Annotated in this window: 18 protein-coding genes and 1 pseudogene; 5 read left to right on the forward strand and 14 right to left on the reverse strand. The window is 71.3% G+C overall.

What is annotated here, in order from left to right:
* Positions 1–22: 22 nt before the first annotated feature.
* The 5 genes from JYK02_RS24785 to JYK02_RS24805 all read right to left on the reverse strand — a co-directional run bounded on the left by JYK02_RS24785 (position 23) and on the right by JYK02_RS24805 (position 4,851).
* Positions 23–793, reverse strand: a complete 771-nt coding sequence (locus tag JYK02_RS24785) for an SDR family NAD(P)-dependent oxidoreductase (RefSeq protein ID WP_207054533.1) — start codon at positions 791–793, stop codon at positions 23–25.
* 56 nt (positions 794–849) lie between these two features.
* Complete coding sequence (locus tag JYK02_RS24790; RefSeq protein ID WP_207054535.1) at positions 850–1,431, reverse strand: class I SAM-dependent methyltransferase; 582 nt, start codon at positions 1,429–1,431, stop codon at positions 850–852.
* An 89-nt stretch (positions 1,432–1,520) separates the two neighbouring features.
* On the reverse strand, positions 1,521–3,110 hold the full coding sequence (locus JYK02_RS24795; RefSeq protein ID WP_207054537.1) for a glucose-6-phosphate isomerase: 1,590 nt from the start codon (positions 3,108–3,110) through the stop codon (positions 1,521–1,523).
* Positions 3,111–3,278: 168 nt separating this feature from the next.
* Positions 3,279–4,178: a sterol desaturase family protein gene (locus tag JYK02_RS24800; RefSeq protein WP_207054539.1), complete on the reverse strand. Its 900-nt coding sequence runs from the start codon at positions 4,176–4,178 to the stop codon at positions 3,279–3,281.
* A gap of 16 nt (positions 4,179–4,194) precedes the next feature.
* On the reverse strand, positions 4,195–4,851 hold the full coding sequence (locus JYK02_RS24805; RefSeq protein ID WP_207054542.1) for a TetR/AcrR family transcriptional regulator: 657 nt from the start codon (positions 4,849–4,851) through the stop codon (positions 4,195–4,197).
* Between the two features lie 618 nt (positions 4,852–5,469).
* Between JYK02_RS24805 and JYK02_RS40920 the strand changes: the two are divergent.
* Positions 5,470–5,637 (forward strand): annotated as a pseudogene (locus JYK02_RS40920) (M23 family metallopeptidase); the annotation flags it as partial.
* Positions 5,638–5,859: 222 nt separating this feature from the next.
* Here JYK02_RS40920 and JYK02_RS24815 read toward each other — a convergent pair.
* From JYK02_RS24815 to JYK02_RS24840, 6 genes are all read right to left on the reverse strand, one after another.
* Positions 5,860–7,569, reverse strand: coding sequence for a GTPase (locus JYK02_RS24815; protein ID WP_207054544.1), 1,710 nt, complete (start codon positions 7,567–7,569; stop codon positions 5,860–5,862).
* A 79-nt stretch (positions 7,570–7,648) separates the two neighbouring features.
* Entirely contained in the window at positions 7,649–8,341 is a 693-nt protein-coding gene (locus tag JYK02_RS24820; protein ID WP_207054546.1) for a hypothetical protein, read from the reverse strand.
* A gap of 195 nt (positions 8,342–8,536) precedes the next feature.
* Positions 8,537–10,003 carry a sensor histidine kinase gene (locus JYK02_RS24825; protein WP_207054548.1) on the reverse strand — a complete coding sequence of 489 codons (1,467 nt, stop codon included), beginning with the start codon at positions 10,001–10,003 and terminating at the stop codon, positions 8,537–8,539.
* Positions 10,000–10,362 carry a response regulator gene (locus JYK02_RS24830; protein WP_207054550.1) on the reverse strand — a complete coding sequence of 121 codons (363 nt, stop codon included), beginning with the start codon at positions 10,360–10,362 and terminating at the stop codon, positions 10,000–10,002. The genes JYK02_RS24825 and JYK02_RS24830 overlap by 4 nt, the downstream gene beginning before the upstream one ends.
* Entirely contained in the window at positions 10,362–11,882 is a 1,521-nt protein-coding gene (locus tag JYK02_RS24835) for an ATPase domain-containing protein (protein WP_207054551.1), read from the reverse strand. The genes JYK02_RS24830 and JYK02_RS24835 overlap by 1 nt, the downstream gene beginning before the upstream one ends.
* 175 nt (positions 11,883–12,057) lie before the next feature.
* Entirely contained in the window at positions 12,058–14,322 is a 2,265-nt protein-coding gene (locus tag JYK02_RS24840; protein ID WP_207054552.1) for a di-heme oxidoredictase family protein, read from the reverse strand.
* A gap of 290 nt (positions 14,323–14,612) precedes the next feature.
* Between JYK02_RS24840 and JYK02_RS24845 the strand changes: the two genes are divergently transcribed.
* Both JYK02_RS24845 and JYK02_RS24850 read left to right on the forward strand, forming a co-directional pair.
* Positions 14,613–15,263, forward strand: coding sequence for a 2OG-Fe(II) oxygenase (locus tag JYK02_RS24845; RefSeq protein WP_207054553.1), 651 nt, complete (start codon positions 14,613–14,615; stop codon positions 15,261–15,263).
* The gene (locus JYK02_RS24850) at positions 15,260–15,928 is read left to right on the forward strand and encodes an SRPBCC domain-containing protein (protein ID WP_207054554.1); all 669 of its coding nucleotides are present in this window, start codon (positions 15,260–15,262) and stop codon (positions 15,926–15,928) included. Before JYK02_RS24845 ends, JYK02_RS24850 begins: the two co-directional genes overlap by 4 nt.
* A gap of 15 nt (positions 15,929–15,943) precedes the next feature.
* Here the strand turns inward: JYK02_RS24850 and JYK02_RS24855 are convergent, their stop codons facing one another.
* The gene (locus JYK02_RS24855; protein ID WP_207054555.1) at positions 15,944–17,824 is read right to left on the reverse strand and encodes a leucine-rich repeat domain-containing protein; all 1,881 of its coding nucleotides are present in this window, start codon (positions 17,822–17,824) and stop codon (positions 15,944–15,946) included.
* 111 nt (positions 17,825–17,935) lie between these two features.
* Entirely contained in the window at positions 17,936–19,546 is a 1,611-nt protein-coding gene (locus tag JYK02_RS24860) for a cation:proton antiporter (protein ID WP_207054556.1), read from the reverse strand.
* A 184-nt stretch (positions 19,547–19,730) separates the two neighbouring features.
* On the opposite strand from JYK02_RS24860, the gene JYK02_RS24865 reads away from it, so the two are divergent.
* Both JYK02_RS24865 and JYK02_RS24870 read left to right on the forward strand, forming a co-directional pair.
* On the forward strand, positions 19,731–20,633 hold the full coding sequence (locus tag JYK02_RS24865; protein ID WP_242588878.1) for a dimethylarginine dimethylaminohydrolase family protein: 903 nt from the start codon (positions 19,731–19,733) through the stop codon (positions 20,631–20,633).
* Positions 20,623–21,420, forward strand: a complete 798-nt coding sequence (locus JYK02_RS24870; RefSeq protein ID WP_207054557.1) for a hypothetical protein — start codon at positions 20,623–20,625, stop codon at positions 21,418–21,420. Before JYK02_RS24865 ends, JYK02_RS24870 begins: the two co-directional genes overlap by 11 nt.
* A gap of 9 nt (positions 21,421–21,429) precedes the next feature.
* Here the strand turns inward: JYK02_RS24870 and JYK02_RS24875 are convergent, their stop codons facing one another.
* Positions 21,430–22,083, reverse strand: coding sequence for an MBL fold metallo-hydrolase (locus tag JYK02_RS24875; RefSeq protein WP_242588879.1), 654 nt, complete (start codon positions 22,081–22,083; stop codon positions 21,430–21,432).
* Positions 22,084–22,158 lie beyond the last annotated feature (75 nt).

Genomic DNA, 22,158 nt, shown 5'->3' on the forward strand with positions numbered 1-22,158 from the left:
GGACTCCATAGCGCACCCGGGCCTAGTAGGCACGGCCCTGTCCGCCATCCACGGGGAGGGTGGCGCCCGTCACCCACTTCGCCCGCTCCGAGCACAGGAAGGCGACCGCGTCCGCCACCTCCTCGGGGGTGCCGAAGCGGCCCCAGGGAATCTGCTCGCGCACCATCTTGGCCACGGCCTCCGGGTCGTGCTGCTGGCGCCGGTCCCAGCTGCCGCCGGGGAAGAAGATGGAGCCCGGGGCCACGGCGTTGACGCGGATGCGGAAGGACGCCAGGTCCACGGACATCTCCTTGGTGAGCGCGATGAGGCCCGCCTTCGCGGCGCTGTAGGGCGCGCTGGTGGCGTACTCGCGGCCGAAGATGGAGCTGATGTGCACGATGTTGCCGCCGCCAGTCTGGCGCATCAGGGGCACCGCGCGCTGGCTGCACCACACGGCGGACATCAGGTTGCGCTGGAGGACGTCGTTCCACTGCTGGGTGCTGGCCGCGTCGAAGGCGCCCGCGCCGCCGCTGCCGCCCACGTTGTTCACCAGGATGTCCAGCGCGCCGAAGGCGCGCACCGCGGCGTCCACCGCCGAGTACGCGCCCTCCTGCGTGGCCACGTCCGCGACCACCGTGGCCACCTGGGCGCCCTCGGAGCGCAGCTCCTTCGCGAGGACCTCCAGCGGCTCCAGGTGGCGCGCGCACACGCACACCCGGGCGCCCTCGCGCGACAGCGTCATGGCGATGGCCTTCCCGATGCCCCGGCTGCTGCCAGTGACGAGCGCCGTCTTCCCCGTGATTCCCAGTTCCATGCCGTCCCTTCTACCGCCAGCCCGGGCCGGGCGGGGGAGGGGATTCACCGGGGCGTTCAGAGCCGTTCGAAGACGTCCAGGCGGTACGTGCCCTCCATCTCGCCGCGCAGGTGGCGCAGGTGCTTGGGGGTGAGCTGGCGGAAGGCGTCGTGGACCTCGTGGCCGTCCAGGCGCATGTCGCGGGTCTGGCCGGTCCAGTGGACGAGGACCAGGTGCCCGCCGGGCTCCAGGTGTTCGAGGATGCACTGCTGCGCGATGGCCAGCTCGCGCAGGTTCCAGTAGGCGCCGCGCTCGGAGACGAGGGTGAGGTCGAAGGTCCCTTCGGGGTAGCGCTCCGGCACGTCCATCCGTTCGAAGCGCACGTGCGGCAGGTGGCGGCAGCGGTGGATGGCGCGCGCCTGGGAGGACTCCGAGGGCTCCAGGGAGAGCAGGGCGTCACAGCGGGCCTGGAGCTTCTCGGTGAGCAGGCCGATGGCGCCGCCAATCTCCAGCGCGGAGCGGTAGCGCGCGCGAGGCAGCGAAGCCATCGTCACGTCATCGCGGCTGCGCACGCAGCCCAGCGCGTCGAAGCGCCAGGAGTCCTCGGCCTCCTGGGGAGGCGGAGGCGGGGGCAGCAGGAGGGCGGGGGACGGCTTCATCGGCAGGGCTCCTGAGGGGAACGCGAACCCTCAGGATGGCGCCTGCCCCGGCCCGCTACATCCCGCCGCCCGGGGCCGTGAAGGTGTCGTCACGCGGACTGGAAGCGGGCCTCCGCCGGACGCGCGCCACCCGAGCGCTTCACGCCGTGGTCGCCGTTCGCGGACAGGTGCTCCAGCAGCTTGAACACCGTCTCCACCTCCTCCTCCGCGCCGATGTCCTGCGCCAGTTGATCCGCCGAGCGCGCCTCCGCCTTCGCCGACTTCAGCTTCGCCAGCAGCTTGCCCTGCAGCTCCAGCACGCGGCCCGCGGCCTTCTTGCCCGCCTCCACGCCCGGCTGGTGATAGGCATTGATGTTCACGAGGCTCGCGTAGAAGCCCACCGCCCGCTCGTACAGCGCCACCAGCGCCCCCAGCGTGCGCGCGCTCACGTCCGGCACGGTGAGCGTCATGGACTCGCGGCCCTTCTCGAACAGCGCCCGGCGCGTGCCCAGGAGGAACCCCAGCAGGTAGTCACCGCTGGTGTTCTCCCCCTCCACCGCCAGGGACTTGCCGTCCCGGTCCTTCAGCACCTCCACGAAGGTGACGAAGAAGTTGTTCACGCCCTCGCGCAGCTGCTGCACGTACGCGTGCTGATCCGTGGAGCCCTTGTTGCCGTAGACGGCGAGGCCCTGGTTCACGACCTTGCCGTCCAGCGACAGCTCCTTGCCCAGCGACTCCATCACCAGCTGCTGGAGGTACTTGGACATCAGCATCAGCCGGTCCTTGTACGGCAGGATGACCATGTCCTTCTGGCCCTTGCCGCCGCCCGCGTGGAACCACATCAGCGCGAGCAGCGCCGCCGGGTTCGCCGCCACGTCGTGCACGCGCGTCGCCGCGTCCATGTCCTTCGCGCCCGCGAGGAAGCCCGCCACGTCCAGCCCCTGCAGCTGCGCCGGCAAGAGCCCCACCGCCGACATCACCGACGTGCGCCCGCCAACCCAGTCCCACATGGGGAAGGTGCGCAGCCACTTGTGGCCCTTGGCGTAGTTATCCAATTCGCTGCCGTCGCCCGTCACCGCGACCGCGTGCGCGCCGAAGTCCAGGCCGCGCTGCGTGTAGGCGGCCTCCACCTCCAGCATGCCGTTGCGCGTCTCCTTGGTGCCGCCGGACTTGCTGATGACCACGCAGAGCGTCTCCGCCAGCCGCTCACCCAGGCCGTTGAGCACCCGGTCCATCCCGTCCGGATCCGTGTTGTCCAGGAAGTGCACCTGCATCGCGTCCCGGCCGCTGCCCAGCGCGTCCGCCACCAGCTGCGGGCCCAGCGCCGAACCGCCGATGCCGACGATGAGCACCTGCGTGAACTTCGCCGCCTTCGCGGGCTTCACCTTGCCCGAGTGCACGTCCTTCGCGAACGCGGCCACCCGCGCCTGCATGTCCGTGATGGCCGTCTTCAGCTCGGCGTCCGGCGCCAGCTCCGGGGCGCGCAGCCAGTAGTGGCCCACGCGGCGCTTCTCATCCGGATTGGCGATGGCGCCCTTCTCCAGCGCGTCCATGGCCTGGAACGCCGCGTCCATGCGCGGGCGCATCCCGTCCAGGAAGTCCGCGCCGAAGTTCATGCGGGAGATGTCCAGCGTGAGCCCCACCGAGGGGACGACGCACAGGTGCCGCTGGTACCGCTCCCACAACTCGCGCTCCGTCATGTCCCGACTCCCTTGCAAGGGGCGCCGGCCGCATGCGCGGCGCCCGCCAGAACCGTCGCGGCGCACCGTAGCAAGGCCCGCACGGCGCGGACGCAACGATGTCGCGCGCCACGTTGCCTGGACGTCGGTTCCCACCCCGGGCTGTCGTCCACCCGGGAGGCACGCGCCTCAGGGGGCCGGGTGCGCGGCCTCCATGGGCGGCGGGGCCTCCGGCGGCGGCGACCCCTTGGGCTTCCACGCCGGGTTGCGGAAGATGTAGCCCAGCCGCTGGCTCAGCGGCCCCGGGCGGGCCGCGTCCCTCGCGATGGCGGCGAACTCGTGGAACGCGATGCGCACCGGGTTGTGCGTGGTGAGGTTCTTCGTCAGCCCGTAGATGGGGCGCTCGGTCTCCGGGACGAACGTGCCGAAGAGCCGGTCCCAGAGGATGAGGATGCCCGCGTAGTTCACGTCGATGTAGGCCGCGTTCGACGCGTGGTGCGCGCGGTGGTGCGACGGCGTGTTGAACAGCCACTCCACCGGACGCGGCAGCCGGTCGATGGCCTCCGTGTGGATCCAGTACTGGTACAGCAGGCTCACCGCCTGCTGCGTGACGATCATCTCCGGGGAGAAGCCCAGGAGCGCCAGCGGCGCCCAGAACACCCAGCCCGTCATCGGCGTCCACGTCTGCCGCAGCGCCGTGGACAGGTTGTAGTGCTGGCTGGAGTGGTGCACCACGTGCGACGCCCAGAAGAAGCGGCTCTCGTGGTGGACGCGGTGGAAGGCGTAGTAGCAGAGGTCTTCCAGGAAGAAGAGCAGCACCCAGGCCAGCAGCCCGTGGCCCATGCGCAGCGGCGTCAGGTGGTAGAGCGCCGCGTAGCCCGCGAACGCCACGCCCTTCCAGAACACGTTCACCGCCACGTTGCCCAGGCCCATGGAGATGCTGGCCAGCGTGTCCTTCCACGTGTGGCCCTTGATGGAGTCGCCGCGCTCCTCGCGCAGCTTCTTCACCCAGAGCGCCTCGGCGATGACGGTGAGGACGAACACCGGGATGGCCGGGGTGATGAGGTCGGGGATGTGCGCCATGTCCATGATGACCTCCTGCGAATCAGTCCCTGGGGGCGAACGCGACGCGCATGAAGCGCGCCAGCGTGTCCAGCATGCGGCGGTGCGCGGGGTCTTCCGGCCGCGCCGAGCCGCCCACCGCCGCGCCCTGCACCGCGTCCAGCGCCAGCTCCACCACGTCGTCGAAGTCCGGGTGCGTGGCGGCCACGTCCGGGAACAGCTCGCGCGCCACGCGGTGCAGGTTCTGGCGGTGCGGCCCGTCCACCGCCGCCAGCGCCCGCTGCAGCTCCGGGACGGTGCGCGCCGCGACGTAGAGCTCCACGGCGGCCTGCAGCTCCGGCCGCTGGTAGGCGGCCCACAGCATGTCCACCGCCGCGCCCACCCGGTCCTTCCCGGAGGGGCGCGCCCCCACGCCCGCGAGGAAGTCCTGGATGATGCGCGGGAAGAGGTGCTCCACCGCCACCGCGAGCAGCTCCTCCTTCGTTTCAAAGTGCGTGAACAGCGCCCCCTGCGACACCCCCGCCCGCTTCGCCACCTCCACCGTCGTCAGCCGCGCGTAGCCCTGCTCCACCAGCGCCTCGATGGTGGCGTCCAGCAGCTTGCGGCGCGTCGTCTCACGGCGCTCCGCCTGCGTGCGGCGCACCGGGGCCGCGGCCTGGGCCTTCTCCTGGACCTTCTTGGAGGCGGACTTCGGGGGCATGCCGGAAGGATAACCGGTCACTTAAAAAGTGACCAGTCACTTTGTTGATGCGGTGCGGCAGCCCGCGGCTGATCCTGAAGACAGGGGGTGTTCCAGGCCTGCCCGTGGGGCATGCGACCAGACAGGCGTCTGTCTTCAAGCCCGGACAGGTGACAGGGATTGGAGCGGAGAGGTTTCAGAGGCGCAATGCCTGCCAACCGGGCAGACGGGGAGACAGGCGCTGCGCCGCTTTCGCGTCACATTCCCTCTGGAGTGTGGTCAATGGTCGTCCCCTTGAGACGGATCAGGGCGTGGCTCGCCTGCTAGTGATCCGTTCGGGACTGAGCGAAAATCCCAGGGAAATAGCGCAAGCCCTTGCACCGGTTGTCCGCCCGCCCCGATATGACCATTACCGCTCTTCTCGTCGGCTCCCTCCTCGCTTCGGCACCCGCTGTCCCTCCCTCCGCCAATGCGGTCGCGAACATGCCCGAGGTGGGCGTGCCGTTCGCGTGTGGCCGCGTCTACACGGTGAGTCAGGGTCATGAGACGGGCAGCCACCAGCACAACGACACGTTCGCGTGGGACTTCCGCATGCCGGAAGGCACGCCCATCGTGGCGGCGCATGACGGTGTCGTGCGCATGGCGCGTGGCGACAGCCGTCAGGGCGGCTGTGGCGAGCAGTTCGCGCCGCTGGCCAACTACGTCGTCATCTCGCACGGCGACGGGCTGGAGACGCAGTACCTGCATTTCAGCGCCGTGGTGGTGAAGGCCGGTGAGAAGGTGAAGGAGGGCCAGCTCATCGGCTTCTCCGGCGCGACGGGCTGGGCGTGCGGCGCGCACCTGCACTTCAAGGTCGCCAAGGAGAAGGGCGCCGGGTGGAACAACCCCTCCGTGCCCGCGCGCATCGCGGGCTATGGGGACCCGGTGCGTGAGACGCTGGTGTCCGCGCCGCTGTGCAAGGACTCCGCGCAGCCGATGATGGCCTCCAATGGCGGCGTCCACATGCCCGGCCAGGCCGTGATGTCCATGTCACCCGACAGCGCGAATCCGCTCCAGGATGCGTCGCGCGGCCTGCCGCCCGGTGCCAAGGCCATCATCGACGGCCTCTCCCAGCCTCCCGCCCAGGGCGGCGAGGGCCTCGACAAAGCGAGCCCGGCCCGCGCGCCCCGCATGGCGAGCGGCTCCGACGAGACTCGCTGACGCGAGCAGCGCTCCGGCGCCCGCGAGCAGTCCGAAGAAGGCCCCCGCGTTGAGGAAGTACTCCAACGGCAACAGGGGGCCTTCGACGTATCCGCGCACGACGCGGTAGCCCACGTGCCCCAGCAGTGTCAGCAGGGGCAGGTTGATGAGCGGCAACACCAGCCACCGGGCCGTGCGCCACCAGCGGGCCACGGCCTCCGCGACAGCGGTGGAGGCCGTGTAGCGCCAGGCCCCCGCGCGGGCCACGCGCAATTCCGACAGCATCGCCTCCACGTCCGGCACGCCCAGGACCTCCGCCTCCAGCCCCTGCGTGCGCGCCACGCTGCGCGCCTCCGCCAGGGCGGTGCGCGCCGCGGACTCCGCGAGGAAGTCGTCCTCGAAGGGCTCCACCACGGCGACCTCCGCGGCGCGGGCGCGGGTGCGGTCCCTGACGGCATCCACCACGGTGGAGGCCGCGGCGACGGCGAGCCCCGCGGGCAGGCTGCGGCGGGCCACCAGCGCGCCGGCGCCCATGCCGGACGCGCCCCACAACGACAGCCGCAGTCCCCACGCGGCGGGACCCCAGAAGCGGCCCGCGGCCTGCCGGCGCACCTCCGACGCCAGGTGTCCGTGGGCCAGGGACAGCCGCGCGTCGAAGTCGCCTTGAAGCGCCTCCGCCGCGCGCCCGAGCCCCGCGTCCAGCGCGGTGCGCGTCTTCGCGAGCAGCGCGTCCGTGTCGTTGAGCGCCGTCTGGACGGTGGAGGCGAGCTCCTCCAGCGCGCCCAGGGCGTTGGTGTGACGCACGCGCGCGGCGACGGCCTGGGTGGCCAGCCCGCGCAGGTGGAAGAGCAGCGGGCCGAACTCGCCGGAGACGTCCTGGCCGTCCTTCGCGGCGCGCGCGCTGATGGCGAAGACGGGGACGTCCTCCGCGGCCAGGCCGTAGTGCTGGGTGGCCACGCGGCGGACCTGGGACTTCAGGGCCTCGCGCGATTCGGCGGACAGCTCGTCCGCGAAGTTGAGGATGAACACGAGCGCGCGGCGGCGGGCGAACTCGGTGAGGAACTCCACCTGGGTGGCCTCCGCGACGCTGCCCCGGTGCATGACGACGAGCGCCACGTCCGCCTTGTCCAGCGCGGCGCGCGCGACGTCGCGGTGGGACGTGGCCACGCTGTTCAGGTCCGGCGTGTCGATGAAGACCTGTCCGCTCCACAGCCCCTGGGGCCCGGGCGTGTAGCGCACGACGCGCGCGCCGGTGCGGGCCAGCTCGTCCGTGGCCGTGCCCTCCGGCGCGAAGAGGGTGGAGACGGTGCTGGTGGGGCGGTCCACGCCTTCGCGGGAGAGCGCCTGGCCGGAGAGGGCGTTGAGCAGCGTGGACTTGCCCGCGCCGGTGGCTCCCACGAGCGCGACGACGAGCGGCGCGTCCTTCCGGGCCACGCCGCGCGCGTAGTCCTCCAGCAGCCGCTCCAGGCGCGGGCCGTGGGGCTTGAGCGCGGGCAGCGACAGGGCGTCGGTGAGCAGCGGGCGGAGGGCTTCGGGGTCGGGGAGGCGGGTGTCGTCCACGGAAGGGCCAGCGTGGCGCGGCGCGCGCGTGCTGGCTACGAAGATGCGCGGCGACGGTGCGCCAGCGTGCAATCGCCTCTCAGCCCGCGACGGCCCCGGCGGCCTGGGGGAGCTGGGACGGGTCCCCCAGGGTCTTCCAGAGCCAGGCGTTCACGTCGACGCGCGGGTCGCCCAGCCTGCGTCCCAGGTCGATGCCGTCCCACGCCAGGTGCTGGTCCTGCGGATGGCCCAGGTCGCTGAGCGTGCCCATCAGCTTGCTCCACTGCTCTCCGGGGTTGGTGACGTGGGTGGCGCCGAACATCGCGTAGAAGGCCAGGTGGCGGGTCTGGTCGTCGTCGCGGCCGTGGGGGCGGAAGCCGGTGGGCGGCAGCGGGTGCGGGTGGTTGACGTTCCAGCGCTCGTCCTGCTCCGACGTCAGGCCATCCAGTCCGGAGTCCGTGCCCGCGAACAGCAGGCCCAGGTCGCGTCCGGCCTCCGCGCCATGGATGCGCGTGTCGGGGCCGTCGCCCGTGGTGAGCAGCCAGCGCACGCGCTGCACCGCGCGGGAGAACAGCTCCAGCGCGAGCCGACCCTCCTGTCGCTCGCCTTCCGCCCGCTCCCGGAGGTAGTCGCGCCGCAGGTGGGCGTGCTGCCGGAAGAACTCGCGCACCGCCGCGACCCGCCGCGCCGTGACGGCGGTCAGCCAGTGTCCCCGGGCGTCCAGGAAGGCCACGGCCTCCGCTTGGACCTCACTGTCGGAAAGCGGCGGCGGGGCGGCGGGGCGGTGCGCCATGGACGTTCTCCGGGAAGGGGCCGGAGGGGAATGTCGGAACGCTTCACAGGGCCGGGAGTGGGGACTCCCCCACGCATGTCTGCCATTGCGCATCGTCGCGCCCAACCGTGCGCCCGTGCGCAGTCGCCTGCGACGCCCGGGGTGTCAGGCGGCCTCCGCGGATGTGGTCCCGCCGTGTAGGGCGGTGCGCCCGTTTCAACCTGCGCGCGGCAACGCCACGGTGAAGGTCGTGCCGGCGTCGGCCGTGGAGTGGACGACGACGCCGCCCCGGTGGGCTTCCAGGATGTGTTTCACGATGTAGAGCCCCAGGCCCACGTTGCCGCCGCGGAAGCTCGCGCCCTCGCCCTGGACGAAGGCCTCGAACATGCGCTCCTGTTCGTGCTGCGGGATGGGCACGCCCTCGTTGTGGACGGACACCGACACCGTGTCGGGGGCCGCGTCCAGGCGGATGGTCACCCGCGTTCCCTCCAGGCTGTGCTGCAAGGCATTGCGCACCAGGTTCGTGAGCAGCTGCGCCAGCCGGTCCGGATCCGCGTCCAGCCGCAGGTCCGCGGCGGGGGCGCGCACCACCCGCAGGTCGCGGTCGGGGACCGCCAGGGACACCTCGCCCATCACCTGCTCCGCGATGTGGCCCAGGTCGCACGGCGCGGGCGTCACGGGCAACAGCCCGCTGGTGCGCAGCCGCGTGTAGTCCAGCAGCTCGCCAATGAGCCGCTCCGCGCGCTGGGCCGCCTGGCGCAGCCGCCGCAACAACTGCTGCTGCCGCTCCTCCAGCTTCGGCTGGCGCAAGAGCGACTCGGTGCTCAGCACGATGGCGTTGACGGGGTTGCGCAGGTCGTGGCTCACCACCCCGAGCAGCTTCTCCCGCAGCTCCAGGGCCTCGCGCAGCTCGGTCTCCTGGAGGACCCGCTCGGTGAAGTCGGTGGCGGCGCCCACCAGCCCCTCCACGCGGCCGTCGCGGTCGCGCACCGGCTCGAGCGACAGCCAGTAGTGCCGCTCCTGTCCGTCCTGCACGATGCGCACCTGTCCGGCCGCGGGCTCGCCCTGCTCGAAGACCCGGTGCTTCAGCTGCACCACGTCCCCCAGCGTGCGCCGGTCCTGGAGGAGCTCCGCGTCGGTGTGGCCCACCAGCGCGGTGCCCGCGTCGTGCGGGTGCACCCAGGTGTAGCGCAGGTCCAGGTCCTGCTCGAAGACCATCACGGGCGCGCGCTGCAGGGACACCCGGAAGCGCTGCCGCTCATGCTCCAGCGTGCCCGTCTGGCGCTGGACGTAGGCGGTGACGCACTCGCAGACGGCATGGTCCAGCCACTCGTGCAGCAGTGCCCAGCCGCCGGTGTCCGTGTGCGCCCGCACGTCGCTCAGCTCGCGCAGCAGCACCTGGCGCAGCCCCGCGTACTCCCGGGTGATGCGCTCCAGTGGAAGGCCCAGCCGCCAGCGCTGCAGCGCGTGCTCGCGCGCCGCGCGGCGGACGGGCTCCGGCTCGTTGCGCTCGCGCGCCTCCAGCGCCCCGGCCAGCTCCAGCAGCAGGCCGCGCAGCCCGTCGATGAGCACGTCGTCGGAGTGCTCCTGGTCGCCCGTCCGCTCCCGCTCCTGGACCAGCCACCGCTGCACGATGGGCTCACGCCGCGCGCGCAGCGCCTGCGCCAACAGCAGGCTGCTCATCCCTCCGCACCCCCGAGCACGGACCTCACGGCCTTGACCAGGCCCTTCACCGTGACGGGCTTCTCCAGGAACGAGTGGACCTGCTGATCGCCCAGCGCCTTGCGGCTGGCGCTGGAGATGACCACCACCGGCAGCTCGCGCAGCCGGCCTTCGCCGCGCATCCGCGTGAGCAGCCCCCGGCCGTCCAGCAGCGGCAGCATCAGGTCCAGCATCAGCAGGTCGGGAGCGTCCCCCTCCAGCTTGCGCCACGCGTCCAGGCCGTTGCGGGCCACCTGCACGTCGAACCCCGCGTCCTGCAACACGTCCTGGATGGCGTCCGCCAGGGTCTCTTCATCCTCCACCACGAGGATGCGTGCCATTACCTCTCCCCCCTGTCCGGTCCGCCGAGCCCGGGGCCGGGCGACACCGGGTGGCGGGAGGACGAGGACCGGTCCAGGGGCTGTCCGGTGAGGACGGCCTCCAGCGCCGTGTAGGACTCCCCGACGCGGGGACCCTCGTCGGTGATGCGCAGCTCGCGCAGGAACGGGTCGTTGGCGCTGTCGCGCATCTTCAGCACGGTGATGAGCCGGTGCAGCTTCCCGTGCAGCTCGAAGAAGCGCAGGAAGACCAGGTTGTCGCAGATGGCCTCGATGCCGCGGATGGGCGAGTGCAGCTCGGGCCCGAACATGTCGTTCACCTGCTGGGTGATGAGCATGGTGACGTCGCGCTCGCGCAGGGCGTTGATGAGCGCCGCGAGGAAGCGGGTGGTGCGCTCCGGATCGATGGCCTCCTTGGCGAAGGGCTCCAGCCCATCCAGCACCAGCCGCTTCACCCCCTGCTCCTGGATGATGTGCATCAGCTCCTGGGCCATGGCGTCCGGGAGCGTCTCCACCGGCGCGCGCGCCTCCAGGCGCAGCAGCCCCTGGCGCTGCAGCGGTTCCAGGTCCAGCCCCACGTTGCGGCACTTCAGCGTGAGCTGCTCGCCGCTCTCCGCGAAGCCGAAGTAGAGCCCCGGCTCCCCCTTGAGCGCGCCCTCCATCAGGAACGACATGCCGATGAGCGTCTTGCCGCTGCCGGGGCTGCCCATCACCAGCGTGGAGGACAGGGTGACCAGGCCGCCGTAGCACATGGCGTCCAGCCCCTCGATGCCCCAGCGGCTGCGGTGGCGCGCGTCGGCCAGCTTGCGCGGGGTCTCCCGCATCACCGACTCGAAGCGCGGGTAGACGCGCACGCCATGCTCGTCGATGGTGAAGGTGTGGCGGCCCGGGACGTTGTTGCTGCCGCGGAACTTGGTGAGCTCGATGCCGCGCGTGGCCTTGAGGCCGATGAGGTCCGCGCTCAGGGCCACGATGCCGTCCACGACGGCGGCCTCCACGCTCACCCCCTTGTTCGTCTCGGTGCTCAGGAGCAGCACCGTGCAGTCCAGGGCGGCCAGCCGCACGTTGAGCGCCTGCAGGAGCTCGCGCAGGTCCTCGTCCGGGCGCAGCCGCTCCTTGAACACCGACAGGCCGTCCACGATGAGCACCCGCGCGTCGCGCTCCCGGACGGTGCGGATGAGCGTGTCGACGAAGCCCTTGCCGCCCCCCTCGCGCAGCGCAGGCAGGCCGCTGATGTAGTGCACGTGGGTGCCGACGGCGTCCTTGTCGAAGAACCGGAACGAGCGCAGGTGCAGCAGCATGCGCTCGTGGGTCTCCGCGAGCAGCGTCACGTAGAGGGACGCGTCTCCGCCCTCCGCGCGCCGGAAGCACATCTCGTTGGCGAGCGTCGTCTTGCCGCTGCCCGGAGGCCCGGCGATGAGGTACAGCCCGCCACGCAGCCAGCCCCCATTCAGAATCACATCGAGGTGGGGCACTCCGCTCTTCAACCGTGCAGCGGCCTCCTCCTCCCGCTGTTCGTCCATCGACGGGCACCTCCCTTGAAACCAATATGGGGTGGTCTTCCGGAACCCCATACCGCACGGAGGAGCACCAGGCGGGCAGGCTTGTTTCCCCGGGCCCCGTTGAAACAGCACGGCGCCGGACACGCGGGGCACGATGACCCCTCCTGCCCGGCGCCGGTGCTTGGAGCCGCGAGCGTTACAGCGAGTTGACGAACTTCAGCAGCGCGTTGCGGTCCGCGGCGCTGAGGTTCACGAAGGCCTGCTTGGCGGCCTCGCCCTCGCCGCCGTGCCAGAGGATGGCCTCGGTGACGCTGCGCGCGCGGCCGTCGTGCAGGTACGCCTCACCGCCGGACACGCCCGCCGTCAGGCCGATGCCCCAGAGCGGCGGCGTGCGCCACTCGGCGCCGGACGCCTGGCCTTCCGGAAGGTTGTCCGCCAGCCCCGCGCCCATGTCGTGCAGCAGCAGGTCGGTGTACGGGCGGATGGTCTGGCCACGGAACTCGTTCATCGCCGCGTAGGGGCTGGTGGTCAGCGTGGGCGCGTGGCACTTCGCGCAGCCCGCGTTGGTGAACACCGTCTCTCCCTGCAGCGCCGTCGCGTCCGAGTGGTCACGGCGCGCGGGCACGCCCAGGAGGGCGATGTAGCGGGTGAGCTTGTCCAGGTCGCTGTCGGCCAGCTCCGCGCTGGTGCCCGCGCAGCCCTGCTGGGACGAGCCGCAGTCCATCGTCTTGAACACGTTGGACGTCACGCCCATGTCGCTGTTGAGCGCCTCGGCCACCTGGTGCTTCACGCGCGCCGCGCCCGCCTTCCAGCCGAAGCGGCCCATGCGGGTGACGCCCGTCTCCGGGTCCTTCACGGTCTGCATGCGGCCGGAGATGCCGTCGCCGTTCGCGTCGTTGGGGTCCGCCAGGCCGGCGATCTGCGACTCGGGCACCGCCTCCAGCAGGCCCATGCCGATGAGCTGCGGCGTGATGCGCGCGGAGAAGTTCGTCGGCGTCACGTTGAGGAAGCTGTAGTTGGGCTTGCGCAGGCTGTACGTCGTGCCGCCGTTCAGCGTGCCGCTGGCCGTCGTGGTCCAGCTGCCGATGCGCACGTCCGCCTCCGGCGTGCCGCTGACCGCGCGCGGCTGCAGGCGGAAGCCCAGCGCGGGGTCCACGGACACCACGCCGTTGTTCACCTTGCCCACCTTCACCACGTAGTTGTCCAGCGTGGTGTTCGTGGTGGAGGGCGGCAGGCCGCGGCCGTTCTGCTTGTGGCAGGAGACGCAGGACACGTTGACGTAGTTGTTGCCCAGCTTGTTCACCTGCGCCGTGAAGATGGGGTTGTCCGGCTCCGAGTGGGTGCCGTCGCGGAAGTTCGTGTGGTGCAGGCGGCGGCCGTCCACGAAGGGCTGCGCGTTCACCGGCGCCAGGTTCGTGGGCATCTGCAGGAAGCGGTTGTCCGGCTCGTTGGAGAACGGCGTGTGCAGCGTGCCGCGGCCGCCCGCCCACGCCTTGTCCGGCAGCGGGAAGGAGTCGCGCAGCGAGCCCTGGCCCTCGAAGGGCACCAGGCCGCCCTGGCCCACGATGTAGAGCATGCCCGTGGAGTAGTAGTTGAAGCGGCCTTCCACCGGCTGCTGGAGGAAGACGCCCACTTCCAGCTCCATCCGGTCACCGTTGCGGATGGCGCGGCCTTCCTTGGCGTTGAAGTTCACCGACGCCGTGTACTTGTAGTCGTTGACCTTGATGAAGTCCGCGTTGTGCCAGTACTCGGCCACGGTGTTGATGCCGCGGAAGAACGCGCGGAAGTCCGGCGAGTCGTACGGGTAGATGGTGTAGAGGTTCACCGTGATGGTGCTGCCGCCCTTCGCCACCTCGTCCACGATTTCAATCCAGTGGGTGCGCTTCTCGAAGTACAGCTTCAGGTAGTGGTCGTACGCCTGGTACATGTCCTCGCGCATGTGGCGGTCGCGCACGCGGTCACCCACGCGGGTGATGATGGCGGTGGAGGTGTTCTCCACGGTGGCCGGCTCCAGCGCGGTGGCGCTGGTGAACAGCGGCACCACGGGGCCCGCGTCGCCGTTGGGCGGAGGGCCCGCGTCCGTGCCGGTGCCCGCGTCCGTGCCGGTGCCCGCGTCCGTGCCCGTGCCCGTCCCGCTATGCGTGTAGCGCGTCCAGGCCGTGTCCCGCGCGCACGCGCACGACACGTCCCAGTACGTAAAGAAATAGTCGATGGTGTTGCCGGTGCTCAGGCCCGTGACGGTGTACTGGTTGCGACCTCCCGTCACCGTCATGCGGATGTTCTGCTGTCCGCCGCCATTGAGCACGTAGTGGATGTCCGCCCAGTCCGTCGTGTCGACGTAGAAGATGGCGGAGGAGCCCGATGGCGTGACGCCATACGTGGCGGCTTCTGCGGATTGCACCGCCAGACAACTGACGGCCAGGAATGCGAGCGCGATTCCCGTGAGTCTGCTTCGGCTCATGGTTGCGAACTCCAGTGGGGTGGATGGAGCGTGGGACGGCGAACGCTGCGAAGGGGGACTTCGTAGCTTGTCCGAAGAAAGTCGGAGTCGACCGGTGCACGCAAGGTGGGATGCCTGAGAATTCGGCTTAGCCGTGATAAATGATAAATAAGCGAAATTGATGTTTGGCGTGACGCGCCGTGTTGTCAGGTTTTGACGCGTCGTGTTGGGAAGGGGCTCCCAGGGGGGCCGTGTCCCGAGTGGGGACGGGGGATGGGGCAGCGCGGCGTGGGTGGGTAGACTGCGGGGCCATGCGCTTCCAGCCACCGTGGGGTGGAGCCTTCCGGCTCGACACCTTCTTCCACCGCACCCCGGACGCCCTCCCCGAGGAGACGACGGCCTCCATCCGCTCGGCCATCCTGGGCTCGTCGCTGCTGGGCGAGTCGAACCTGTCCGGGCAGTTCTCCGGCACGTACGGCTTCTCGCTGACGTTCCGCCGGGAGGCGCTGCCGGACGTCACCCGGCGCTTTCCGGCGTTCGCGCCGTACCTGGCGAAGACGCTCCTGCCGGAGTGCAACGCCTTCCTGCTCAACCCGCTGCTGGTGGGGCAGGGCCGGAACGTGGCGGCGCACATCGACCGGAGTCTTGAGTTCTACGGCCCGAGTATCGGCTGCCCGGTGGCGGTGAGCGTGCTCTATGTCCAGGTTCCGAAGGAACTCCAGGGCGGGGCGCTGCGGCTGTATCACCGGGGCGGTCCGGTGGCGGAGCTCAAGCCCCAGCAGAACGCGCTGGTGATGTTCCGCGGGGACCTGCTGCACGAGGTGGAGCCCATCACCTCCGGCGGACAGTCCCTGGAGGACTCGCGGATCAGCCTGGTGGTGGAGCAGTACCGCGCGCCGGAGGAAGTGCTGGCGAACGTGCCGCGCTTCGAGGTGCGCACGCGCTCGGGGGCCCGGGCGTGAGCGAGCTCAAGCTGGAGTGGAAGCTGCCCGCGCCGCCGGACGCGGTGTTCCCCGCCTTCGCGCAGCCCGCGCTCATCCGCCGCTGGTTCGGCGCGCCGCCGGGCTGCCACCGCACGCACGCGCCGGACCCGGGCGCGCTGGGCCAGCCCTACCGCGTGGGCTTGCGGGACGCGGCGGGCCGCGCGTTCGCGCAGGTGGGCTGCATCGTGGAGGTGGAGCAGGGCCGGTTCCTGGCGCTGGAGATGGACTGGGAGGGCGGGCCGGTGCCGGCGGGGCGCACGCGCGCGGAGCTGACCTTCCATGCGACTGGAGCGGGGGAAGGCGGCACGCGGCTGGAACTGCGCCAGGGGGCGTTCGCGGACGACGCGGCCCGGGACGCGCACCGCGCCTACTGGGAGGCGTGCCTGGGGCGCCTGGCGCGCGTGGTGGCGGGGGAAGCGGTGCCGTGCTTCGAGGAGTTCTGGGAGGAGTCGCGCGGCTACGTGGGGCCGCTGGCGGTGGCGGCCTACGCGGTGCTGGCGGGGCTGCGCGAGGCGGGCGCGCCGAAGGAGGCGGTGGCCCAGGTGGAGGACGTGCTCTACACGCACCTGTCCCGGCTGCGCGAGGACACCGCGGACGTGCTGGGCGCGGTGCTCCAGTCGCGCGTGGAGGGCGGCGCGAGCTGACGGGCCGCCGGAGCTTCAGGGCGCGGCGCAGGTGGCCGCGTCGTCGTTGCCGCTGATGAGGCGCTCCGCCTGGGGCCCCTCATGGGCGCGGTCCGCCAGCTGCCTCGCCAGGCACGAGGGCAGGAGGGGGTTGTCGCGCACGACGAACCCTCCCGCCACCGACGTGAGTCCGTCCAGGCCCAGCGCCTGGAGGGACGGGTTGTCCTGGACGGCCAGGCCCGTGAGCTCGCGCAGCCCGCTCAAGGCGGACAGGTCCTGGAGCTGGCCGTTCTGGAGGACGTCCAGCTGGCCCACCCGCACCAGCGCTCCCAGCGCGCCCAGGTCGGTGAGCACGGGGTTGCGGGACACCTCCAGCACGTCGAGCGTGACGAGGTTGGGCAGCGGCGTCAGCGCGTGCAGCAGGGCATTGCCGCTGAGCCGCAGTGACGTGGTCACCCGGAACGCGGGCGGGAAGGGGCCCACCTGCTCCAGCGCGGGGTTGTCCCGCAGCTCCAGGTGGTCCACGCGCAGAGGCTGGGAGAACGTCACGGTCTTGAGCCCGGGCATCTGCTCCACCATCAGGACCTGGACGGACTGGAGGCGCTTCAGTCCGGTCAGCGAGTCCAGCGCGGGGAGCCGGGTGAGTGAGACCTCATTGGCGGCCTGCAGCTCCGAGAGGCCCTCGAGCGAGGTCAGCGCCTCGTTGGTGCTCAGCGCGACGTAGCCGGCGCTCCGGAGGCCGGGGAGGGACAGGGACTTCAGCGCGGTGGCCTCCATGACGGAGAAGCTGTGGGAGAGCGCGGTGACGTGCGGGAAGGACAGGGTCTCCACGCGCGGGACGTTCCCCACCGACAGCCCCTTGCGCGGTGCCAGCATGCTCAGCCCGTCGAGCGAGGCGAGCAGCGGATCATCCTGGATGCGCACCTCCTCATCCACCAGGACGGGGAACCCGGTGGCGGCTCCGATGGAGGCGGTCTCCAGCGCCGAGTTGTAGCTCAGCTCGATGTTCCGGGCGAAGCGCAGGGCGGGGAGCTGGACGTCGGTCAACTGGAGGTTGCTGACGATGCGCAGCGTGCCCATGACGGCGGACAGCTCCGGCAGGTGCACCGTGCCCAGGGCGTCGGTGGTGACCTGGAGGTCCCCGTCCACGCGGGTGACACCCCGCAGGGCGGCGAGGTCCTCCGGGCCGCTCACCCGGTAGTCGCCGTCATGGACGCGCGCGGGCTGGCAGACGGTGAGCGTCACCCGGCGCTCCTGCCCTCCCGGGGTGAGCTGGCCGTCGCCGTCCAGGTCCACGTAGGCGTCCACCCGCGTGCCGGCGCGTCCGCACAGGCCTCCGGCGGGCTCGGGTTGGATGGCGTGCCGGACCTGGCTGCTGTCCGCCATGCAGAAGACGTGGGCCGCCTGGACCTCCGCGTCGTCAAGCGCGCCGTCGCCGTCCGTGTCCTCTCCCGCCTCCAGCAGGCTCCCGTTGCTGGAGCACGAGAAGACCGAGCCGATGGGGCGCAGGCGCGTGCGCACGGGCGCGCGGACGGTGCAGGCGTGGACCTGACGGGTGACCTCCGCGTCCTCCAGCACGCCGTCGCCGTCCAGGTCGATTCCCGCCCGCGTCAGCTGCCCGCCGTCCGGGCACGCGTCGCCCGGGGGGAGCACCTCGGTCCGCACCAGCACGGGCACGTCACCGGGGGCCTTGTCGCAGAGGTAGTCGGTGCCGGTGACCTCGTGGGGCTCCAGCGTGCCGTCCCCGTCCTGGTCCACCCCGGTCTGCACGGCCTGGCCACCGTGGGCGCACGCGGCGCCCGGCGGCTCGGGGACGATGCGCGAGAGGGCCGGGCGCTGCCCCGCGCTGAACTCGATGGGCTCACAGCCCGCCACGACGAGGCAGAGTGCCAGCCACGAACCCCGGGTCCACCGCATGTGTCACATCTCCTGACGTACCGGCCGCGGGCGCCCGCGCGACGCTCCCGGGCCCTCACCTCTTCATACGAGGCGAGGGGCCCGGATGGGTCGCTGGGGCCCTGGGACCGCTCAGGAGGCCAGGGCTTGCGGAGGAGGGGCGCTGGCGTCCTCCTCCGGGAAGTGGGACTCCGCGTCCTTCGCCTTGGCGATGCGCTCGTCCAGCTCCGCGGTGAGGTGCTCGAACACCTCCTTGTTGAGCGTGCCCTGCTGGTAGGCGCTGAAGAGGGCGTCCTTCTCCACGACGAGGATGCGGCGGATGGCCTCCTGCTTCTCCTCGTCGTTGAAGCGGTTGGACTGCTGCTTGAGCGTGGTGAGCTGCTGCTCCACCTCCTGCGCCTTCTGCTGGTAGTCGCGCTCCAGGGGCTCCAGCACGTCCACCGGAATCTCGCGGCCGCGGCGCATGGCCTCCAGCGACGCGAGCGCCGCGTGGATGGCGCCCAGCTTGCCCCGGGCCAGCTCGTACTGCTCCTGGTAGACGTCCTTGAGGCCGGTGATGCCCAGCGCCTTGAGCACCGGCGCCATGGTGAGCCCCTGGAAGATGATGGACAGCACCACCACGCCGAACGTCATGTTCACCAGCAGCTCGCGGTGGGCGAAGTCGTCCGGAAGGCCCAGCACCAGCACCATGGACACCGCGCCGCGCAGGCCGCTCCAGGTGAGCACCGCGCTCCACTTCCACGGCAGCTTCTCCGACGTGAAGCGCAGGAGGCCGGACACGCCGTAGACGACCACCGCGCGGCCCAGCACCACCGCCGCGTACGCCAGCAGGATGGGCAGCCACGACGCCAGCAGCGACGACAGCTGCACCTCCAGGCCGATGAGCAGGAACACCACCGAGTTGAGCGCGAACGCCAGGTACTCCCAGAAGCTCTCCACCGCGATGCGCACCGACGGGCCCATGCCCTCCTGGGCCGCCCAGTTGCCGCACACCATGCCGGCCACCACCGTGGCGATGACGCCCGAGTAGTGGAAGTGCTCCGCCACCACGAAGGACCCGTACGCGGCGATGACGGTGCAGGTGATCTCCACCATGGCGTCCTCCACGCGCAGGATGACCTTGCCCACCGCGAAGCCCACCGCCGCGCCGATGACGGCGCCCATGCCGGCGACCTTGATGAAGTCCATCACGGCGCCGCCCACGGTGAACTCCTGGCCCGCCGCCACGCTCACCACCAGCGTGAAGAGCACCACGGAGGTGCCGTCGTTGAGCAGGCTCTCACCCTCCACCAGGATGGCCAGCCGCTTGGGCGCGCCCAGCGCCTTGAACAGGCCCACCACCGCGATGGGGTCCGTGGACACGATGAGCGACGCGAACACCATCGCGTGGATGAGGCCGAAGCCCTCCAGCAGGTTCATCCCGCGCATGGCCGGCGACAGGAACAGCGCCGTCAGCGCCATGGACGCCACCACGCCTGGAATGGCCATGGAGGTGATGGCCAGCTTGTTCTTCATGAACTTGCGGAAGTCCACGTGGAACGCCGCCTCGAACAGCAGGCCCGGCAGGATGACCGCGAACAGCAGCTCCTTCGTCAGGTGCGGCGGCTCGAAGGCCTGCACGATGCCCAGGCCCAGGCCCGCCAACACCAACGCCACCGTGTACGGAAACTTGAAGTAGCGCGCCGCGATCGCCACCGCCGTCGCGATGGAGAAGAGCAGCACGAAGGCCAGCTCGAAGTGCATGAATCCCCAACCCCGTTTGTGCTCAAAAAGGGGCTGAGAATGCCACGCGCGCGGGGCGGTGAGGCAACCCCCTTTCGAGGGGAATTGAGAGGGGCCGGGCAGGCGTTGCAATTTGCCAGACTGTTTTCTCAGGGCTGAAGACGGATGCGTTGTGAGGCTCCGGAACGGTGGCTAGAAGCGAGGGATGATGGACCTCTTCCTGATGTCGCCCCCGGGCCGGGGCTGGGCGCTGCGAGGCCGCTCGAACTTCCGCAGCCGGGAGGCCGCTCCGGCGGACGCGCGCGGCGCGCGGCGTGAGTGGCTGACGCTGGCCCGGCACATCGAAGCCCGGGGCGGCACGGTGGTGGCGCTGCCCTCGCCGTCGGACGCGCTGACGGGCATGCCCTACGCGGCCGAGTGCGGCCAGGTGGTGGCGCGCGAGGGCCAGGCCCCGCTGTTCCTCCTGCCCCGGATGATGAGCGCGCACCGGTTCGCGGAGCGCGACCACTGGACGCCGCTGGCGAAGCGCCTGGGCCTGGAGGTGGTGGACCCCGGCGTGGGCATCTGGGAGGCGCACGGCGACGTGGCGACCTTCGACGGCGTGACGCTGCTGTTCTGGGGCGGGCGCACGACGCTGGACGGGCTGGAGGCGGCGCAGCAGTCCTTCCCCGGCGAGGTGCTGCGCGTGCAGGTGCGCGAGCCCGCGTTCCACGGGAACATGGCGGTGCTGCCGCTGCCGGCGGTGGACCGGCTGGTGGTGTGTCCGGACGTGATGGCGCCGGAGTCGGTGGCGCTGCTGGAGCAGCGCTTCGGCGCGAACCGGCTGGTGCGGGTGACGGAGGCGGACATCCGCCGCTATGCGACGAACGGGCTGCCGCTGGGCAGGGACCTGCTCGCGCCCACGGTGATGCCCCCGCACATCGTGGAGACGTTCGAGCGGCTGGGCATGCGCGTGGTGTCCATGCCCATGCCGGAGCTGACGGAGAAGGGCGGCGGTTCGTCGCGCTGCCTCGTGTCGCGTGCGTCGGTGGATGCCTCGCGCGTCTCGCTTCCGCCGGAGTACCGGCTGGACGTCGTGGCGAAGGACCTCGAAGCCGATGGCGGGTGAGCTCGCGCCGCTGGCCCAGGCCTTCTTCGCCGCCACCCCGGAGCTGTCCTTGCAGGCGCTGGGCTCCGGCGTGCACGTCCCGTCGCTGGACCTGGCGCCGCACGGCGTCCCGGTGACGCACCTCCTGGCGGAGCACAACGCGGAGCTGGCGCGGCAGTACCTCACGCTCAACCAGCTCGCGTTCGGCGGCATCGGCGTGCCGCGTTGGGTGCTGTCGGACCTGTACCTGCTGCCCGGCGCCATCGGGCTCTTGCGCTGTCCCGCGCGGCTGTTGAAGGCGCATGCGCGTGAGCGGCTGTTGCTGGCGGACGAGGAGCTGGCCATCGGCGCGGCCTGCTACGTGGCGCCGTCGCTGACGCCGGGGCTGTTCGTGGGCGTGTCGCTGTTCAGCTTCCTGCCGGGGCGGGGCGCGTCCGCGTGGGTGAAGCTGCTCACGCTGGGCATGGTGCGCGCGAAGCGGCTGCGCGGCGTCACCCAGTGGGACAACCCCGCCGTGCGCGTGCACTCGCGGCTGGGGCCCATGCGGCTGGTGGGGCGTGTCCCCGGCGGACACGACTACGACGAGCGCACCTTCGTCTACGAGACGGACCTCTCCGACGAGGCCCGCGTGGCCCGGGCGATGTGCCGGGAAGAGGGAGCGCCTTCCTCCGCCACGCGCATCCCCGTCACCGACCTGCTGTCGCTGGGCGCGCTGCTGGACCGCGCGGAGGCGGGGGCCCGGCTGGAGCTGGTGCCACCGGGACAGGACGACGGCCACGTGCTGGTGCGCGAGCTGCCCCCGGGCTGAAGCAGCCGCTCAGGGCGCGGACGCGTGCGGGAACTCGTCGTCCTGTTCCAGCGCCTTGCGCAGGGCGCTGGCGCCGTCCGTGAGGATGGGCGCGCCGTGCGCGAAGCAGACGGTCTGGATGGGCAGGTGGTCCAGGATGCGCTGGATGCTGGTGCGCGTGCGCAGCGGTTCGTCCTGGTACTCGCCGGGGACGAACGACGGCGCGCCCCGGCCTTCATGGGTCAGCAGGTCGGAGATGAACACGACCGCGTGCGGGCTCTTCTGGAGCCAGAGCGTGTACATGGCCTCCGTGGGCCCTGGCGTCTGGAAGGTGTTGAGGCCGCCCGGCAGCGTGGTGCCGTTCACGTATTCGAAGTCCGGCTTCTCCTCCAGGCCCTGCGCGCCCTCGGGTGCCCAGACGGGCACGCCGAACGCCTTGCGCAGGCGCCACGCGGAGCGCTGGTGGTTGCCCGCGGTGAGCACGATGGCGTCGATGTCGCCCAGCTTGCGCAGGACCTTCTCATCGATGGGCAGCGGGTCGATGAGGGTGACGGTGCCGTCCTCGTCCACCACCGCGTAGGCGTCGCTCCGGCCGCCGCCGACCCGGTCGTCGGAGACGGTCCAGTGGTGCACGCCGGGGACGATCTCCACCGTCTTCTTCGCCTGCGCCTTGGGCTCGCTCATGCGGACAAAGCTAGGCACCTGTACCGGAATCCAAGGGGGCACGCTCCGCTGCCCGCCTGCCCCACCAGCGGCCCC

The sequence above is a fragment of the Corallococcus macrosporus genome (genome assembly GCF_017302985.1).
Classification (GTDB): Bacteria; Myxococcota; Myxococcia; order Myxococcales; family Myxococcaceae; genus Corallococcus; species Corallococcus macrosporus_A.

Coding starts and splice junctions, on each gene's coding strand:
- JYK02_RS24785 (WP_207054533.1), bottom strand. CDS start 793: ATGGAACTGGGAATCACGGGGAAGACGGCGCTCGTCACTGGCAGCAGC.
- JYK02_RS24790 (WP_207054535.1), bottom strand. CDS start 1,431: ATGAAGCCGTCCCCCGCCCTCCTGCTGCCCCCGCCTCCGCCTCCCCAG.
- JYK02_RS24795 (WP_207054537.1), bottom strand. CDS start 3,110: ATGACGGAGCGCGAGTTGTGGGAGCGGTACCAGCGGCACCTGTGCGTC.
- JYK02_RS24800 (WP_207054539.1), bottom strand. CDS start 4,178: ATGGACATGGCGCACATCCCCGACCTCATCACCCCGGCCATCCCGGTG.
- JYK02_RS24805 (WP_207054542.1), bottom strand. CDS start 4,851: ATGCCCCCGAAGTCCGCCTCCAAGAAGGTCCAGGAGAAGGCCCAGGCC.
- JYK02_RS24820 (WP_207054546.1), bottom strand. CDS start 8,341: ATGGCGCACCGCCCCGCCGCCCCGCCGCCGCTTTCCGACAGTGAGGTC.
- JYK02_RS24825 (WP_207054548.1), bottom strand. CDS start 10,003: ATGAGCAGCCTGCTGTTGGCGCAGGCGCTGCGCGCGCGGCGTGAGCCC.
- JYK02_RS24830 (WP_207054550.1), bottom strand. CDS start 10,362: ATGGCACGCATCCTCGTGGTGGAGGATGAAGAGACCCTGGCGGACGCC.
- JYK02_RS24835 (WP_207054551.1), bottom strand. CDS start 11,882: ATGGACGAACAGCGGGAGGAGGAGGCCGCTGCACGGTTGAAGAGCGGA.
- JYK02_RS24840 (WP_207054552.1), bottom strand. CDS start 14,322: ATGAGCCGAAGCAGACTCACGGGAATCGCGCTCGCATTCCTGGCCGTC.
- JYK02_RS24845 (WP_207054553.1), top strand. CDS start 14,613: ATGCGCTTCCAGCCACCGTGGGGTGGAGCCTTCCGGCTCGACACCTTC.
- JYK02_RS24855 (WP_207054555.1), bottom strand. CDS start 17,824: ATGCGGTGGACCCGGGGTTCGTGGCTGGCACTCTGCCTCGTCGTGGCG.
- JYK02_RS24860 (WP_207054556.1), bottom strand. CDS start 19,546: ATGCACTTCGAGCTGGCCTTCGTGCTGCTCTTCTCCATCGCGACGGCG.
- JYK02_RS24865 (WP_242588878.1), top strand. CDS start 19,731: ATGATGGACCTCTTCCTGATGTCGCCCCCGGGCCGGGGCTGGGCGCTG.
- JYK02_RS24870 (WP_207054557.1), top strand. CDS start 20,623: ATGGCGGGTGAGCTCGCGCCGCTGGCCCAGGCCTTCTTCGCCGCCACC.
- JYK02_RS24875 (WP_242588879.1), bottom strand. CDS start 22,083: ATGAGCGAGCCCAAGGCGCAGGCGAAGAAGACGGTGGAGATCGTCCCC.